We start from the raw sequence: 16,938 nt of genomic DNA, 5'->3' as shown, positions 1-16,938 counted from the left end.
AAACTCTTTATTCCGCGACGAAAAAGGTGGAAGAATTAGAGGGTAAAGTGCAGTCTCGATAATGCTTATATCCTGAGAGATCATGTCGGGATAAAAGTTAGCCAATATATACCGGGGTTTTTTAAGCATCAGCAAAGCCCTGCGTTACCTACATACGAAACTTTTGCGTTTCTCAATACATATGTGTTTTTCATTTTGTTCTAGGGGAAGTTTTGAACGGGGTTGCTAATTACATAGCTATGAATTTAAACAGGACTTCTGCTTGTGGATTCCAAGGCCATCGCACGATGAATATTTCTGCGATAGCTTTGAGTATAATCGTCATTGTGGCGCAAATTATTGTTCGCGCGGCCTCCCATATTCAATTGGGATCACTTTACATTATTTTTCTGACTCTGACTTTAATTGCTTCTATTCTAATTATTTGTGTGGCTATTTATAACCTTTTTCATCTTCGTGCTACTGTGCAGCATAGCCGCGAAGAACAAGAGAGATTATATCAGCATATACAGGATTTAGAAGTGGTGGAGACAGAGTTGAACAGACAATTACAAGAACAGAAAATGGAGTTAGATTGTCTTAGAGAAGAAACAGTCTCTCAATTGGAGAGAGCTCAACATATTGAGGGAAGATGTGTAGAAGATCTTCATCGATTTGAAGCAGAAAAAGAAGATCTAGAACAACAATTACTTGTTATGAAAGGAGAGGTTGTGAATCTCTCTCGAGAATTAGAATCTCAACTCGCAGACGCTAGTATGGATATAGAAATGCCTTCGAGTAATGAAGAAGAAGATGATCATGCGGATTGGTTTGAAGCTAATAATGTTATAGGATCCCCGGAATCGGGGATAGCTTATATGGTGGTAGAAGATAACAATGCTGATGATGAGGAAAGTCTATCTTCTGAAGATGAGTTTTCTAGATAATTTTATAGGTGTTAAAAATATCAAAAAAGGCTCCTTGCTTATGTGTGGAGCTTTTTTTTTGTGTTATATTTGGTCAATATTCTATTTTCTCAATTCTAGAAATAATTAACTTGCTAATAAATACATTACATATATTGAATACTCGTAACTTATTCTATTTAGGATTAGTTGTTTATCACATTATGTTTAGGCGAGTAACTTATGAAACTTCTCCATCGCTTAGAACTTGCTGATACGCAGCCATTAGGTTCTAGTCGTTATAATATTAATAAACCGCACGTTGTTCTTATCACTTCCATAATCGCAGTTATTTTAGGTTTAGCTGTTATTACAGCTGGGATAGCATTACTTGTGATATCCCATGCTCTATCTTCTGCAATTTTTAACGGGATTCTTATTAGTATAGTTCTCGGCGTTACATTGATTCTCTGCATAGGAGGAGGGCACTCCTGTATTATTTTGCAGTTAGCTCGTCTTCATAGATCAGAGGTTTCAGGATCTGAAAATGTTATTCAGGAATTGCAAACGTCCTCACAGGATTTACAGAACTGTTTATCAGAAGAAGACCATCCTCTCCAAAGTCAACAGAATCAGGAGATTGAAGATGCTTTGCAAATGCAGGCTCTCTTAAAGAGTAAACAAGATGAACTAGACAGCCTCACACATAGATATGCTGCGATGGCTCAAGAGCATTCTTATTTAGAGAACACGGTTTCTCGTTTACGCAAAGAATTAGTCGAGTTAAGGCGTGTTCTAGAGGAAAATCAAGCCACTTCTCAGCTGGTTATAGAGAAACTTCAGGTTAGCAATGAATTGCTTAATAAAGAGTCTATAATTGCTCGTCAGTCTGAACAGGCGGAAAAACTTATGTCTAGTAATCTGAGGTTTTACTTGATTCAGCAGCAATCCGAGTGCCAAGAACAATCCGCGTTAATTTTTCTGAAAGATCAGAGAATTGAAGAGTTAACGAACAAAGTCGCTGAATTACAGGAGCAGATTTCTAGCCTACAGCTTTTTCTTACAGATAATGAACGAAACCAGGGATGTGTTCGAGAGTTAAATCAAAAATTGATCACGTTGAAACGTAAGTTAAAAGATCTCGTGTTATTGATTACTGATAGCACAAAAAAAGATGAAATAACCACTCCTACGGGTAATAGCTTAATAGAATTTGCTAATGCATTGGATGCCTATGCTTCTAGTATTCAAGAATTTACGGATAGTAATATAATCTCTCATTCTGAGAATAACAAAGGGTAAAACTTACCTATATTTTTTATTTGGAGTGTTTGAGATTATGAATGATGTATCTTCTATTAAGAATTCAGAACAAACGCGTGTGGATACCTTGCCCACATATTCTTTTAAGAAGCAGTTATTAGTTCGTATTACTTTGATAGCTATAAATGTTGTTTTCATCATTTCTCATATCGTTGCAGTGACTGCTTTTGCTTCTTTACTCCCCGCGTTTGTTTTTGCGATTTCTGTAACTTCAATAATTTTAGGGTTAATTTTATTGGGGTTAGGAGTAAAGCATATTTTTTCTTATTTTAAGAAAGCCAAAGCTGTAGATTCTTCTACACGTGATGAGCATCAACCCACAGTACAGAAATTGCTCGCAGAAATTCAAGATCTTCAAAATAAAGCTCTTGATTATAAGAACGAGGCAACTGAGATGAAAAATGAATATAATTCTCTTCTACAAGGTTGTATAGAAGACAGGGCTACCTACCTCGGTAATGAAGATGCTTGGCGCTTTGAAAATAAAGAACTAGAAGCCTGTATCACTGAGCTTAAAGATTATATAGCTGCTTTGCAACAAATGAACGAAGATTGTGATACTCGACTTCAAGAAGAACAGCACATGCATATGGCAAATCGGATAGCTTATGAAGCAGAGCTTTGTAGGCTGGAATTAAAGATCAAAGAATCTAATAGGATGATTGAACGTCAACGATCATACATCAAGGAGATAGAACGGGAAATTAAAGCACTCATAAACGAAGCAATCTGAAACATAACTTAAAGATGGCATAGATGTGAACTTCATTCGATCACTGCAGATTTTCATTTTTCCCCCTCACCATGTTCCCATCTATGTAAGAAGAAAAGCACTACCCTCTTTTAGTCAAAAAGAACATTGAAAGAGTTAAAAACTCGGCCTAACATTCTTCTGGACGTAGTTTCCTAAGCAACCATTTTCTCTATGAAAACGACTGTTTAACGAGTATATAGTTTGTAAACATTCTTGAATCGTCACAACGTTGGTTTTCATTGTTTCAAGAAGTTTCTGACACGCCAGTTTCTGTTTTTCTTTAGATTCAGGATTAGCAAGGCTATCTATAGCTGCTGCTACTTCTTCAGGAGTAAAGTCAGATTTACCTCCTATAAATTCTGGGAAGATAATTGATTTGGTAATGATATTGGGTAGGGAATATGCAGACATGAAGATCTTAAAGATATACTTTGCTAAAAAGCTATCAAAAGGCCGAAGAAGACAGGTGACAATCGTAGGCGTTTGATTTAAAGCGGCTTCCAAGACAATAGTTCCACATTTTGCTAAGGCACAATCGCAATCTCGCATAAGGTGATAACGGAACATCTCCGGGACAATTTTACCATGACAACCTTCCTTTTCTAGGAGATCGAGGATGGTTTGATCGTGTTTCGGGTTGTAAGAAGATATCAGAAGCTGATGTGATTCCGCTAATGATGAGGCAAGAAATGCACGAATTTGTACTTGTAAATTTCTGAGAATATCCCCAGGTCGGCTACCTGGAAATAGCGCAACAATAGGTTGATCAGAAATAGCGAGTTCTTGTTTCCAGGATGCACAGTGTTGGAAATTCGATATCGTCTTTACTAAAGGATGTCCTAAATAGATCGTTTTTAAAGGAGAATCTGTGAAAAGCTCATTTTCAAAAGGAAGTATGAGCAAAAGTGTATCTAAATACTTTTCTAGGATCTTTTTTCTTTTAGGTCGCCATGCCCAAATACTCGGACAGACATAGTGAACGATTTTTCCTGTATAACCGCATTTTCTTAGCTTTTTAATAAGGAAAAAATGAAAGTCTGGGAAATCTATGCAGAAGACTATCTCAGGATTTTCTTTAAGAATAGCTTTGTATAGCTTTCGGTATTTCTTAACTAGAGTGAAGATAGAGGTTAGGATTTCTAAGAAGCCTGACACTTGGAACTCTTCCATGTGGATTAGAGGCTCAAGACCTTCTTTGCGCATTAAAGGTCCTCCAACACCAAAACAACGCTGATCAGGATTAAGAGCTTTGATATGGCGAAGAAGGTCGCTGCCTAAAGTGTCACCACTAGCTTCTCCCGCAGATATGAAGTAGCTGGGGTTGTGAAACTCCGAAAGACGTGATTTCTTATATATGATGCGTAGATTTGCTATGGAGGGAAAGAGTCCACAACCATAACTGAGGATATTTACAGGGTCTCCTGTGCGTATAAAATAAAGAAAGGCCAGGAAACCTCCCACAAAACCTACCTGCCAGAATAGCGCCGGCAATGTAGATTGATTATTCATTTCTAAGTAGCACCATTGAATAAAGAACCTACACGAAAAAGTGAACAACCCGAAACAACCAATAATATGCCAATAAATATTTGGTGGGGGTAGAGGAAGGTGAAAGATATTAGGAGAAGCCATCCACTGCATATTAGGATGATAGTAAGCTTCTATGGCAAAAGGTAATGCAGTGAGAAGCAACGTTACAGCAAGAATGATCAAAGTGGTTTTTAAAGAGAGCTTACGGGAAGAAGAAATATTTAGGTTCCTAAAATAGATAACTAGATTTGCTCCGTGGAGAAGTGCTATAGGAAATTGACTTTGAATAAAGCCATGGGTGATCATTAAAATCGCCCCTATTGAGGAAAAAATCCAAAAAGCTTTAGGGACATAAGCTTTCTTGTGTCTTTCACTTAGAAACCACTGGATGGTAAACGCAAAGCCAAAAAATATATTGGCTATTAATCCTATAGGATACAGTATGCGAACCAGATAAAGAGGAAACATGGCTAGTTTAAACTCAAGAGGGAAGTTCCTTTTTAAATTGTAATGCTTGGTAATGCCTTATCCAAGCATCAAGTATTTTATCTAATTTAGGATAAACTAAACTGCGTATTTCTAATAGGGAAAGAGCTTCAGAAAAACGTACATGATTTAAAAACTTCCGGTTAAAGAAGTGGATTTTTTTCGTTGGCACTAATGGGGTTAACCGGTATTGCATCTGCAAAATAAGAGCTGTTAAAATAAAATTCTTTTTAGAGCAACTCGTGAATGAATCCGCAAAAAACTTTCCTAGAAAATTTTTAATGTAGTCAAAGACAGATGTTAGTGAAAGGCTTGGGTACTGGCGGTGCTTATAACGCACATTAAAGTTAACAATAGGAAATAAAAATATCGCCATGAGCTGGTGGCGGTCATAGTTATGTTTTTTGTTTAAAATGTTCCTATCTAAGATATCTAAACAGGCAAAGGTTTGGTCTTCTAAGGTCTTATTTAGACGAAAAGCTTTGTCCATATAAGGGAAAAGAATTTCTAAAATCTGATATTTTGCCGTTAATTTAAAAAATTGGGAGGAAACTCCCGAACCTAGCATCTTGATGAGTTCTTCAAAAACACGCGCTTGAGAACTCTTAATTAACTCGTAACGGCACTCTTGAAGAGCCTCTAATGTTTTAGGATCCACAGTGAAATGAGCTCTTGCGAGTATTTTTAGTAAACGCAACATTCTTACGGGATCTTGTTTAAAACGAACAAAAGGATCGCCAATCGTCCTTAAGTACCGATTCTCTAAATCGCTCACACCCCCAGTATAATCTATGATAGTTTCTTCTGTAGGATCATAGAACAGACCGTTGATGGTAAAATCCCTTCTTAAAACATCTTCTTCAGCAGTTCCCCAAAGGTTATCTTTGGTAATGAGGCAGTCTTCATCAGCACTTCCCGAACGAAATGTAGATACTTCAATGATTTGATTTGAGAAACGAATATGCGCTAAGCGGAAGCGTTTCCCAACAAGTATACAATTCTTAAAAACGGCTTTGATTTCCTCAGGCTTCGCTGATGTAGAAATGTCAAAGTCTTTGGGAGTTGTGTTGAGTAGTAAGTCGCGGATACATCCGCCAACAATATAAGCTTTATGTCCAGCTTTTCGTAGGGTCTTTACTACGGAAAGTGCGTGTGGAGAAAAGTCTTTAAGTTTGATGTTGTGGTCGGCAGCTGAGTAGATAATTGGAGTGGGTGCAGATTTAGAAATTTTTCTAAACAATTCTAAGCCTCTACGCAAGAGAGTTTTGTTGTCACAGACCATTTATTATAGATATCGGGTGTTAAAAAGTCTTGGAAGAAAAAGGGTTTATATGAGCACTCTTTTTTCTAGGGGAATTTCACCATAACAAAAACATTGAAGTTTGCAAGAACAAAATGCCTAGCAGAAAGACACACATTTATACCTCATACAAGGATTTTTATGATTATTTATCTACGTTTCTTTATAGAATTTTCATTTTACTTTTCTGTGATTTCTAAACTACACCAATTTTCCGATAATTAGACCAGACGGTGTCTTAAGAAAATCAGTGTTTTCATCACGAACGAGGACAATTTTATAAAAATTCATAAAGAACAAGATCATAATTTTTAGAAAAATTTTACACATATCGACAATTCCACCTAGGATGAGAGCTTGTCAGGTTCAAAAATAACTGAACCACATGATTTTTCTAATAACAATTCTAATTTTTATGATAGAAAATTTAAAAAGTGTGAGGGAGAGATGAAAAGAACTTTAAATTCAATAATCGTAAACACTTGTTGTCTAAGAATATCCTAACAGTGTTTCTAGAGCATCTTGCCTGTTATAAACCGAAAGAGTGAATCACTCTTAATCTGTTGAGAACGAATCTTTAAGGGAATAAATGACTAAGGAAGTAAAGCAACTTTTTGGCACGGATGGGGTGCGTGGGAAAGCAAATTATGAACCTATGACTGTAGAGCTTTCGGTATTATTAGGAAAAGCTGTTGCAGGTGTTCTACAAGAAAGTAAATCCGGGAAACACCGTGTTGTCGTAGGTAAGGATACACGTTTATCGGGATATATGTTTGAGAATGCCCTGGTTGCGGGTTTGACTTCTATGGGGATAGAAACCTTAGTATTGGGGCCCATTCCCACTCCAGGAGTAGCGTTTATTACCCGTGCTTACCGTGCCGATGCTGGGATTATGATTTCCGCATCTCATAATCCTTATTGGGATAATGGGATCAAGATTTTCTCGTCTGAAGGATTTAAAATTAGTGATGTCATAGAACGACGTATTGAGCAAATGGTTGCTCTTAGAGAGTTTGGAAATCTCCCTGATGATTGTGCTGTAGGGAAGAACAAACGTGTCGTGGATGCTATGGGAAGGTACATAGAGTTTGCTAAAGCTACTTTCCCCAGAGGAAGAACACTAAAAGGGTTGAAGATAGTTTTAGATTGTGCCCACGGGGCAGCCTATAAAGTAGCGCCTTCTGTTTTTGAAGAACTTGATGCTGAAGTGATTTGTTATGGTTGTGAACCTACAGGAAGTAATATTAATGATGGCTGTGGGGCTCTTTTCCCTTCCGTGATTCAAAAAGCTGTGATTGAGCATAAGGCAGATGTAGGTATTGCCTTAGATGGTGACGGTGATCGCGTGATCATGGTGGATGAGAAAGGGCATATTGTTGATGGAGATATGATTTTAAGTATCTGCGCTAATGATCTAAAGAAAAAGGATCTCTTACGAGGTAATCGTGTTATAGCTACCGTTATGACCAATTTCGGTGTATTGAAATATCTTGAAAGTGTAGGAATAGAAGCATTAATTTCTCCCGTGGGCGATCGTCATGTCTTACAGAATATGTTAGAGTATGATGTCAACCTTGGTGGTGAGCAAAGTGGTCATATGATCTTTCTGGATTATAATACTACAGGAGATGGTATTGTTTCTGCTTTGCAGGTTTTGCGGATTATGATTGAAAGCGAATCTACGTTATCAGATTTAACATCCCTGATTGTAAAAAGTCCTCAAGCACTGATCAATGTTGCAGTGAAAGAAAAAATCCCCTTAGATACCTTGCCTTTAGTTCAAGAAGCACTTAGAGATGTTAGATCATCTTTAGGTGATTCTGGTCGCGTTTTATTAAGATATTCTGGAACGGAAAATATTTGTAGGGTTATGGTTGAGGGTTTAAAGAAGCATCAAGTAGACTCTCTCGCTAAGACTATAGCGGACATCGTTGATTCTGAGTTGGGAGTAGGCGTGGTAGAGTAAGGTAATGTATGTGCGGAATATTCGGATATCTAGGTTCTAAATTAGCTATTCCTGTAGTTTTAGATGGTTTGGCTAAGCTAGAGTACCGTGGATACGATTCCGCAGGATTAGCTTCTATTCATCTTGGACGCCTGTTTGTGCGAAAGACGCTAGGACGTGTCGATGAACTTAGACATTCTTTAGAACAAGAAAACATACAATCTTTATTAGCTATCGGCCATACGCGTTGGGCAACGCATGGCGTGCCTACAGTAAGTAATGCTCATCCCCACGTAGATGAGAATTCTACTTGTGCTGTTGTTCACAACGGGATTATTGAAAATTTTAAAGAATTAAAATCCTTCCTTCTTTCTGAGGGGATTTCTTTTTCTTCAGATACAGATTCTGAGGTGATCGCCCAGCTTTTTGCATTTCATTATCAAACTACAGCAGATTTAATCCACAGCTTCTCCTCGACCTTATCTCAACTGCAGGGGAGTTTTTCGTGTGGCCTGATTCATAAAGATCATCCTGATGTTTTACTTTGTGCATCTCAAGAGAGCCCTTTAATTATTGGATTGGGAGAGGGGGAAAATTTTATAGCTTCAGATAGTCGAGCCTTCTTGAAACACACGCAGAGTATTCAGGCTTTAGCTTCTGGAGAATTGGCGATTGTAGGTCTTGGTAATGAAGTCGAGACGTACAATTTTGCATTAAAGCGTATTTGTAAACAAGTTCGTCAGGTCACGTATACCGATTCCGGTTCGGATAAGCAAGGATATAGCTATTATATGCTTAAGGAAATCTATGAGCAGCCGGAGGTTTTGGAACGTCTTGTTCATAAATATATAGATCCTCAAGGATATATTAGTGAGAAATTTTTACAAGGTTTTCCTTTAGAAGATTTTGATGAGATTTCTATAGTTGCTTGTGGTTCTTCTTATCATGCCGGGTTTTTGGCGAAGTACATTATAGAGTCTTTAGTCTCAATTCCTGTTCACGTTGAAGTGGCTTCAGAATTTCGGTATCGAAGAGCATATATTGGACAGAAGACATTAGCGATTTTAATTAGCCAATCTGGAGAAACAGCCGATACTTTAGCAGCTTTAAAAGAGTTTCGTCTTAGACAAGTGGCTTGTGTTCTAGGGATTTGTAATGTTCAAGAATCTGCGTTAGCTACAGGAGTGGATCATTGCTTATTCCTAGAAGCAGGTATTGAAATTGGTGTAGCTTCAACAAAAGCTTTTACTGCCCAATTACTTTTACTTATCTTATTAGGATTAAAATTAACAGTTTCTAAACATACGCTAAGTTTAGAAGAACATTGTGCTTGTGGAAAAGGGTTGCTGGAACTTCCAGAGTTATGCAATCGTTTATTGGCAAATGAAAATTTACATTCATGGGCACAGGCTTATTACCATGAGGATAGATTCATATTTTTAGGACGTCGCCTAATGTATCCTATCTGTATGGAAGCAGCCTTGAAGTTGAAAGAAATTGCATATGTTGAAGCAAACTGTTATCCTGCAGGTGAAATGAAGCATGGACCCATTGCTTTAATTAGCAAAGGATCTCCGGTGATTACCTTCTGTGGTGACTCTACTGTCTATGAGAAGATGGTTGGATGTATTATGGAAGTGAAAGCTCGGCAAGCACACGTGATAGCTGTGGCTTCGGAAGCACAAGAAGACATTGCTGCTGTTTCAGATTATCAAATATATGTTCCTAATAGCCATCCTTTAGTATCTCCTATTCTTTATACGATAGTGGGACAAATTATGGCCTACACCATGGCTTTGAAAAAAGGCAATGAGATAGATTGCCCTAGGAATCTAGCAAAATCTGTAACTGTTGAATAAAGTAAGAGCTTGGTGTTTTCATTCCAATTATCATTAATTCTAAAGTATAATACAAAATTCTAAAGGTTTTTCTATGTCTAGCAAGGTCTTGGGTGGTTCCCTTATTATTGCGGGGACAGCCATAGGTGCTGGTGTGTTAGCAGTTCCTGTATTAACAGCATATTCAGGATTTCTTCCTACAACTCTTCTTTATGTTCTTTCCTGGCTGTTTTCTATGGCGTCTGGACTTTGCCTTCTTGAAGTTATGACATGGTGTAAGGATAAGCAACAGGTCAACATGTTATCTATGGCACAATATACCCTAGGGGATATTGGGAAGATTTTGATGTGGCTTGTGTATCTATTCCTCTTCTACTCTCTCTTGATTGCTTACTTTTGTGAGGGAGGGAATATTTTATTTCGTATTTTTGGCTGTCAAGGATTGGATATTCCCTGGATACGTCATGGGGCTCCTTTGGCATTTGCAATTTTGATTTGTCCTACTTTAATGATGGGAACAAAAGTTATCGATTATTGTAACCGGTTTTTTGTTTTTGGATTAGCCGTTGCTTTTGCAGTATTTTGCATTTTAGGTGTTTTAGCATTGCAACCCGGACTACTTTTACGTGGTTCCTGGGTGCGCTCCTTAGATGGATTATCCATCCTTTTCCTGTCCTTTGGTTTCCAAAGTGTAGTCCCTTCGCTGTACTACTACATGGATAGAAAAGTTAAAGATGTAAAAAAAGCAATCGTTATCGGGAGTTTGATCCCCTTAACCTTATATGTAATTTGGGAAGGACTGGTTTTAGGAGTTATCCCATTAGATTTTCTTATAAAAGCTCAGGAAAATGGATTCACAGCTGTAGAAGCTATGAAAAATTCATTACAGTGTTCTATGTTTTATGTTGCAGGGGAATTCTTTGGTTTCTTTGCTTTGGTTTCTTCATTTTTAGGTGTAGCTTTAGGAGTTATGGATTTCCTAGTTGACGCTTTTCAATGGAGCAAGAAAAAACATGGTTTCTCTATTTTCTTTTTAACTTTTATTGTCCCTCTAGCATGGTCGATGTGCTACCCTGAGATTGTTCTCAAATGTCTCAATTATGCCGGAGGTATAGGCGCGGCTTTAATTATAGGAGTATTTCCTGTACTTATGGTCTGGAAGGGGCGCTATGGGAAAAGACACTACCAAGGAAAGCATTTAGTCCCAGGAGGGAAGTTTATTTTATTATTAATGCTCTTGGTAATAGTAATTAATTTAGCTAGTCTTTATTATAAATTTTAAATAAATAATAGCAAGTCTGTTAATTTTAAATTATATGTGAGTATAGGAGGTTAAATGGGACTATACGATCGCGATTATGCACAGGAATCTCGTTTGCCGGGAACGTTTACATCCAGAGTATATGGTTGGATGACTGCGGGTCTTGCTGTCACGACTTTTGTATCATTAGGATTATACTTTTCTGGAATGTATAGAAGTTTATTTTCGTTCTGGTGGGTTTGGTGCATCGCTACTCTTGGAGTATCGTTCTACATCAACGCGAAGATTCATAAGCTTTCTGTTCCTGCAGTTATGGGACTTTTCTTAGCATATTCCGCTTTGGAAGGTTTGTTTTTTGGAACTTTAGTTCCTGTATATGCCGCACAATATGGTGGAGGTATTGTTTGGGCTGCTTTTGGATCCGCCGGTTTGATTTTCGGTTTGTCGGCAGCTTATGGAGCTTTTACTAAAAGTGATCTCACACAGATGAGTAGCATTTTGATGTTTGCTCTGATTGGTTTGATGTTGGTTTCCGTTATATTCGGGGTGGCTTCTTTATTTGTTTATATGCCGCTGTTCTACCTATTAATTTGCTATTTAGGATTAGCCATTTTTGTAGGATTAACTGTCGTAGACGCGCAAGCTATCCGTAGAGCAGCTCAAAATGTAGGCAATGATGGCGATTTAAGCTATAAGCTATCTTTAATCATGGCATTAAAGATGTATTGCAATGTGATTATGATATTTTGGTACCTTCTGCAAATTTTCTCTTCCTCAAAAAGAAACTAAAATATCTTTTAAGGGAAAAGCTTTGCTAAGAACCTATCTATATGAAACTCTTCAAGGTCCCCTATAAGTTCGCCGTAGCCGACGAATTTTGTAGGGATCTTTAATTGTTTTGCCACACGAAATAATGTCCCGCCTTTAGCAGAACCATCAACTTTGGTTAGGATGAGTCCCGATAGAGGAATGGCGTCATGGAAAACTCGTACCTGCTCAATAACATTTCCTCCCAAAGTCGCATCTATAGTCATGAGTCGTTCGTGCGGAGACCCTGGGTGTATTTTATTACATACTGAAACAATTTTTGATAATTCATTGAGTAAGTTGGTATGCGTGTGCAAACGACCTGAAGTATCAATAAGTACACGGTCGTAACCTCGAGACATAGCAGAAGCAATGCCGTCATAAGCAATAGCAGCAGGATCGCCGCCAGGCTTCCCTGATACGAATCCACAACCTAATTTGTCTGCCCAACAACGCATCTGATCCATGCCAGCACTACGGAAAGTATCCGTGGCAACAATCATAACTTTCTCTGATCGAGACATGTGGTAGTGGGCAAGTTTAGCCACAGTTGTGGTTTTCCCCGAACCATTTGTTCCCAATATCAAAGAAACCATAGGAGCTTGTCCTTGACAAGGTTCTACATGAGGTAAGTTGTCTAGAGTTTCACGAAGTAATGAGGAAACTAGATCTTTAACAGTAGACGCATCTGGTTTACGACATTTGCGCAAACGAGAACACAACTCTTCAGTAAGATCTGATCCAAAATCTGCTTCATAAAACAAACTTTCCGTAAATTCTAAAAGATCGGGGGAGAGAGTTTTTTTAAATAGAGACTGAATCTTGCTACTAAAGAACTTGAACACGGATTAGAGCAAAGTTAGTTGAAGTAAAAGGAATGATACAAGATAAGGAGGAAAATTCAAAGGGTTATTTATGCACCTTCATGAATACCAAGCTAAAGACCTCTTAGCCTCTTATAATATAGCTATTCCTCCTTATCGTGTAGCCTCGTCTGTTGAAGAAGGTAGACATACGCTCAATGAGTTAGGAATCAGCGCAGGTGTGGTTAAAGTACAAGTACATGCTGGAGGTAGGGGGAAAAACGGTGGTGTCATTGTTGCGAAATCTCCTGATGAGATTCTTGCAGCTGTGGATAAATTGTTACGCATGCGTTTTACCAGTAATCAAACTTCTGGAGAAGCTTTACCTGTAGAGAAAGTTCTGATCACACCCTTAGTGAATATTGCTACTGAGTATTACCTAGCAGTAATCATGGATAGGAAAAATCGCTGCCCAGCGATTATGTTATCGAGAGCCGGAGGTGTTGATATTGAAGAGGTAGCTCAAAAATATCCTGACCAATTGCTTACTATACCCCTGACTCCTTTTGCTCGTATATATAATTATCAACTTAGACAGATGATTAAATTTATGGGTTGGGAAGGCGATACAGGGAAACAAGGCGTACAGCTGATTAAAAGTCTTGTTCAATGTTTCTATGATAATGACGCTTCTTTACTGGAAATTAATCCTTTAGTGCTTACTCAAGAAGGAGATCTTCTTGTACTAGATGCTAAAGTCACTATTGATGATAACGCCTTATACCGTCATCCAAAACTTGAAGTATTGTACGACCCTTCTCAAGAAAATGTTCGTGATGTACTTGCTAAGCAGATAGGACTTTCCTACATTGCTCTAGATGGCAATATTGGGTGCTTAGTTAATGGTGCCGGATTAGCTATGAGCACATTAGACATTCTTAAGATTCATGGAGGATCTGCAGCAAATTTCCTTGATGTAGGCGGGAGCGCTACGGAACAACAAATTCAGGAAGCCGTATCTTTAGTGCTATCAGACGAAAATGTAGAGGTTCTTTTTATCAATATTTTCGGTGGCATTATGGATTGTTCTGCAGTTGCCTCGGGACTTGTTGCTGTGATGCAAACTAGGGAAAATCTCATTCCTACAGTAGTGCGTTTAGAAGGAACAAATGTAGAACTTGGCAAAGAAATTGTACAGCGTTCAGGAATCCCCTGTAAATTTACCGATTCCTTAAATACGGGCGCACAGCTTGCTGTAGCATTAAGTAAATAAGGTTAAGGAGCTCTATGTTTTGCTCATTAAGTAAAAACACCCCGATTATCACTCAAGGAATCACAGGAAAAGCCGGCTCGTTTCATACAGAGCAATGCCTTGCATATGGATCAAATTTCGTAGGAGGAGTCACTCCTGGGAAAGGAGGGACAAAACATCTAAATCGTCCTGTATATGATTCTGTATTAGAAGCAAAACAAGCAACGAATTGTCGCGCAACAATGATATTTGTCCCTCCTGCTTATGCTGCAGAAGCGATAATTGAAGCTGAGGATGCAGGAATCGAGCTGATTGTTTGCATTACAGAAGGTATCCCTGTCAAAGATATGCTCGAAGTGAGCCATGTGATGCAATATAGCTCTTCCCGATTGATAGGTCCTAATTGCCCAGGAATTATAAAGCCCGGTGTATGTAAAATTGGTATCATGCCAGGATATATCCACCTTCCCGGGAGTGTAGGTGTCGTTTCAAGATCAGGAACATTAACTTATGAAGCTGTTTGGCAACTCACTCAACGGAGTATAGGACAAAGCTTATGCATAGGTATAGGTGGAGACCCTTTAAACGGGACTTCGTTTATTGATGTTCTAGAAGAATTTCAAAATGATCCTCAAACAGAACTCATATTGATGATTGGAGAAATAGGAGGTAGCGCTGAAGAAGAAGCTGCCGAATGGATCCAAGCTTACTGTACCAAACCTGTTATCGCGTTTATTGCTGGGGAAACCGCTCCTAAAGGAAAGCGTATGGGTCACGCTGGAGCTATTATTTCTGGAAATTCTGGAGATGCTAAAAGTAAGAAAGAAGCTTTGAGAAGAGCCGGAGTTTGTGTTGTTGAATCTCCAGCTTTAATTGGAGAAACTGTAGAAACCTTATTACGCTCTCTATAATTTACAAGCACTTCAGCTATAATTATTTAATAATCAACCTATTTCTATAGTTGGCAAGAATATAGAAGTTTGTAAGTCGAGAATATGACTCTGTATTTCTTCTTGCTTTCAAATTCTTTATAAGAAGATATAAACTCTTTCAGAAAGTTCTTAAGATAAAAATTCTTTGTAGTAATATCTTGCTACAATATAATCCGCTTTTCGTGATTATATCCGAAGCGGCATGTGAATCACTGTCCTTTACAATGTCTATTTAAAAAGTATTAGAATTCATAAGCTTTCACAAACATGAGCACGAGATCTAGACAGAATCTAGAGCCTATAGGGAAAAAGGTATGACGAAGAAGCCAATACATGTATTATTAGCCACAGCAATGTTTTTAAGTATTTCTACGCTTTCTCCTTTAGGATTTGCTGCTGTGAAAAAAGATTCGCGGATAGCAGAAGTCCCTCAAGAAGTGCTGCTGAAGGAGATTTCTGGAGGTTTTTCTAAGGTCGCTGAACAAGCAACACCTGGTGTTGTGTATATCGAAAGCTTTCCTAAGTGTAACCGTCCTGTGCATCCTGTTCCTGGGCGTAGGGGACCTTACGATAATCCTTTTGATTATTTCAATGATGAATTCTTCAATCGTTTCTTCGGTTTGCCCACACAAAAAGAGCGTCCGATGTCGAAAGAGGCTGTTCGTGGTACAGGATTTATAGTTTCTCCAGATGGGTATGTCGTCACTAACAATCACGTAGTTGAAGATGCCGGAAAGATTCATGTTACCCTGCATGACGGTCAGAAATATCCTGCTAAGGTTATCGGTTTAGATCCTAAAACTGATTTAGCAGTGATTAAAATCAATGCGAACAAGCTTCCACATCTTACCTTTGGAAATTCTGATAATTTGAAAGTGGGGGATTGGGCAATAGCGATTGGGAATCCTTTCGGCTTACAAGCTACAGTTACCGTAGGAGTGATTAGTGCTAAAGGAAGGAATCAGCTGCATATAGCCGATTTCGAAGATTTTATTCAGACAGATGCAGCTATTAATCCCGGAAATTCTGGAGGTCCTCTTCTTAATATCGATGGGAAGGTAATTGGAGTGAATACGGCTATTGTTAGCGGTAGTGGAGGTTACATCGGTATTGGTTTCGCTATCCCTAGTTTAATGGCTAAGAAGATCATCGATCAATTGATTAGCGACGGTCAGGTAATTCGTGGGTTCCTGGGAGTTACTCTACAACCTATAGATGCTGAATTGGCGGCTTGCTATAAACTAGATAAAGTTTATGGAGCTTTGATTACAGATGTCGTTAAAGGGTCACCAGCAGATAAGGCAGGATTAAAGCAAGAAGATGTAATCATTGCTTACAATGGTAGAGAAGTAGAATCTCTTAGTGCATTCCGCAATGCCATTTCCCTGATGAATCCTGATACAAGAGTATTACTAAAAGTAGTTCGTGAAGGACAGGTTTTGGAAATTCCTGTTATAGTTTCTCAAGCTCCTCAGGACGACGGTGTCTCTGCTTTAAATCGCGTGGGTATCCGAGTGCAAAATCTCAACCCAGAAACTGCTAAGAAATTGGGAATGACTCCTGATAGTAAAGGTGTGCTGATTATTTCTGTCGAAGCAGGTTCTGTCGCTAGTTCTTCAGGTATAGCTCCGGGACAGCTTATCCTCGCCGTCAATAGACAAAAAGTTTCTTCAGTAGAAGAACTGAATACTGTTTTAAAGGATGGAAATAATGAAAGCATCCTCCTAATGGTTTCACAAGGAGAGGTAATTCGCTTCGTAGTATTAAAACCAGAAGACTAGGCCTAAGTTTTTCCATTACACAATTTTAATGAAAGCACTCTC

General features: G+C 38.4%; 13 protein-coding genes. 10 read left to right on the top strand and 3 right to left on the bottom strand.

From position 1 onward, the window contains the following. The first annotated feature begins 212 nt into the window (after nucleotides 1-212). The 3 genes from G5O_RS09115 (at nucleotide 213) to G5O_RS09105 (ending at nucleotide 2,940) form a co-directional block, all read left to right on the top strand. Nucleotides 213-926 (top strand): hypothetical protein, encoded by a 714-nt coding sequence (locus G5O_RS09115; protein ID WP_006343457.1) that lies wholly within the window; start codon nucleotides 213-215, stop codon nucleotides 924-926. A 201-nt stretch (nucleotides 927-1,127) separates the two neighbouring features. Next, nucleotides 1,128-2,186 carry an IncA family protein gene (locus tag G5O_RS09110; protein ID WP_006343456.1) on the top strand — a complete coding sequence of 353 codons (1,059 nt, stop codon included), beginning with the start codon at nucleotides 1,128-1,130 and terminating at the stop codon, nucleotides 2,184-2,186. Between the two features lie 37 nt (nucleotides 2,187-2,223). After that, complete coding sequence (locus G5O_RS09105) at nucleotides 2,224-2,940, top strand: IncA family protein (RefSeq protein WP_013747390.1); 717 nt, start codon at nucleotides 2,224-2,226, stop codon at nucleotides 2,938-2,940. 135 nt (nucleotides 2,941-3,075) lie between these two features. Here the strand turns inward: G5O_RS09105 and lpxB are convergent, their stop codons facing one another. Together lpxB and pcnB are read right to left on the bottom strand one after the other, a co-directional pair. Further along, a complete protein-coding gene (gene lpxB / locus G5O_RS09100) occupies nucleotides 3,076-4,959 on the bottom strand; it encodes a lipid-A-disaccharide synthase (protein ID WP_006343454.1) in 1,884 nt (627 codons plus the stop codon). A gap of 13 nt (nucleotides 4,960-4,972) precedes the next feature. Continuing rightward, nucleotides 4,973-6,259, bottom strand: a complete 1,287-nt coding sequence (gene pcnB / locus G5O_RS09095) for a polynucleotide adenylyltransferase PcnB (RefSeq protein ID WP_006343453.1) — start codon at nucleotides 6,257-6,259, stop codon at nucleotides 4,973-4,975. A 607-nt stretch (nucleotides 6,260-6,866) separates the two neighbouring features. Here pcnB and glmM point away from each other — a divergent pair. The 4 genes from glmM to G5O_RS09075 all read left to right on the top strand — a co-directional run bounded on the left by glmM (nucleotide 6,867) and on the right by G5O_RS09075 (nucleotide 12,110). Further along, the gene (glmM, locus tag G5O_RS09090) at nucleotides 6,867-8,243 is read left to right on the top strand and encodes a phosphoglucosamine mutase (RefSeq protein ID WP_006343452.1); all 1,377 of its coding nucleotides are present in this window, start codon (nucleotides 6,867-6,869) and stop codon (nucleotides 8,241-8,243) included. An 8-nt stretch (nucleotides 8,244-8,251) separates the two neighbouring features. Beyond that, on the top strand, nucleotides 8,252-10,081 hold the full coding sequence (gene glmS, locus G5O_RS09085) for a glutamine--fructose-6-phosphate transaminase (isomerizing) (RefSeq protein ID WP_006343451.1): 1,830 nt from the start codon (nucleotides 8,252-8,254) through the stop codon (nucleotides 10,079-10,081). Nucleotides 10,082-10,154: 73 nt separating this feature from the next. After that, on the top strand, nucleotides 10,155-11,342 hold the full coding sequence (locus G5O_RS09080; protein WP_006343450.1) for an aromatic amino acid transport family protein: 1,188 nt from the start codon (nucleotides 10,155-10,157) through the stop codon (nucleotides 11,340-11,342). A 54-nt stretch (nucleotides 11,343-11,396) separates the two neighbouring features. Beyond that, nucleotides 11,397-12,110 carry a Bax inhibitor-1/YccA family protein gene (locus tag G5O_RS09075; RefSeq protein ID WP_006343449.1) on the top strand — a complete coding sequence of 238 codons (714 nt, stop codon included), beginning with the start codon at nucleotides 11,397-11,399 and terminating at the stop codon, nucleotides 12,108-12,110. An 8-nt stretch (nucleotides 12,111-12,118) separates the two neighbouring features. On the opposite strand, the gene ftsY is transcribed toward G5O_RS09075, so the two are convergent. Then, entirely contained in the window at nucleotides 12,119-12,973 is an 855-nt protein-coding gene (gene ftsY / locus G5O_RS09070; RefSeq protein WP_006343448.1) for a signal recognition particle-docking protein FtsY, read from the bottom strand. Nucleotides 12,974-13,043: 70 nt separating this feature from the next. Between ftsY and sucC the strand changes: the two genes are divergently transcribed. From sucC to htrA, 3 genes are all read left to right on the top strand, one after another. After that, nucleotides 13,044-14,204 carry an ADP-forming succinate--CoA ligase subunit beta gene (gene sucC, locus G5O_RS09065; protein ID WP_006343447.1) on the top strand — a complete coding sequence of 387 codons (1,161 nt, stop codon included), beginning with the start codon at nucleotides 13,044-13,046 and terminating at the stop codon, nucleotides 14,202-14,204. A 14-nt stretch (nucleotides 14,205-14,218) separates the two neighbouring features. Beyond that, nucleotides 14,219-15,094 (top strand): succinate--CoA ligase subunit alpha, encoded by an 876-nt coding sequence (sucD, locus tag G5O_RS09060; RefSeq protein WP_006343446.1) that lies wholly within the window; start codon nucleotides 14,219-14,221, stop codon nucleotides 15,092-15,094. A gap of 335 nt (nucleotides 15,095-15,429) precedes the next feature. Then, nucleotides 15,430-16,896, top strand: a complete 1,467-nt coding sequence (gene htrA / locus G5O_RS09055) for a serine protease HtrA (RefSeq protein ID WP_006343445.1) — start codon at nucleotides 15,430-15,432, stop codon at nucleotides 16,894-16,896. The last annotated feature ends 42 nt before the right edge of the window (nucleotides 16,897-16,938 follow it).

Source organism: Chlamydia psittaci 6BC, assembly GCF_000204255.1.
Classification (GTDB): domain Bacteria; phylum Chlamydiota; class Chlamydiia; order Chlamydiales; family Chlamydiaceae; genus Chlamydia; species Chlamydia psittaci.
Note: the sequence above shows the minus strand (reverse complement) of the source record. Positions and strands in the feature narration are given on the sequence as shown.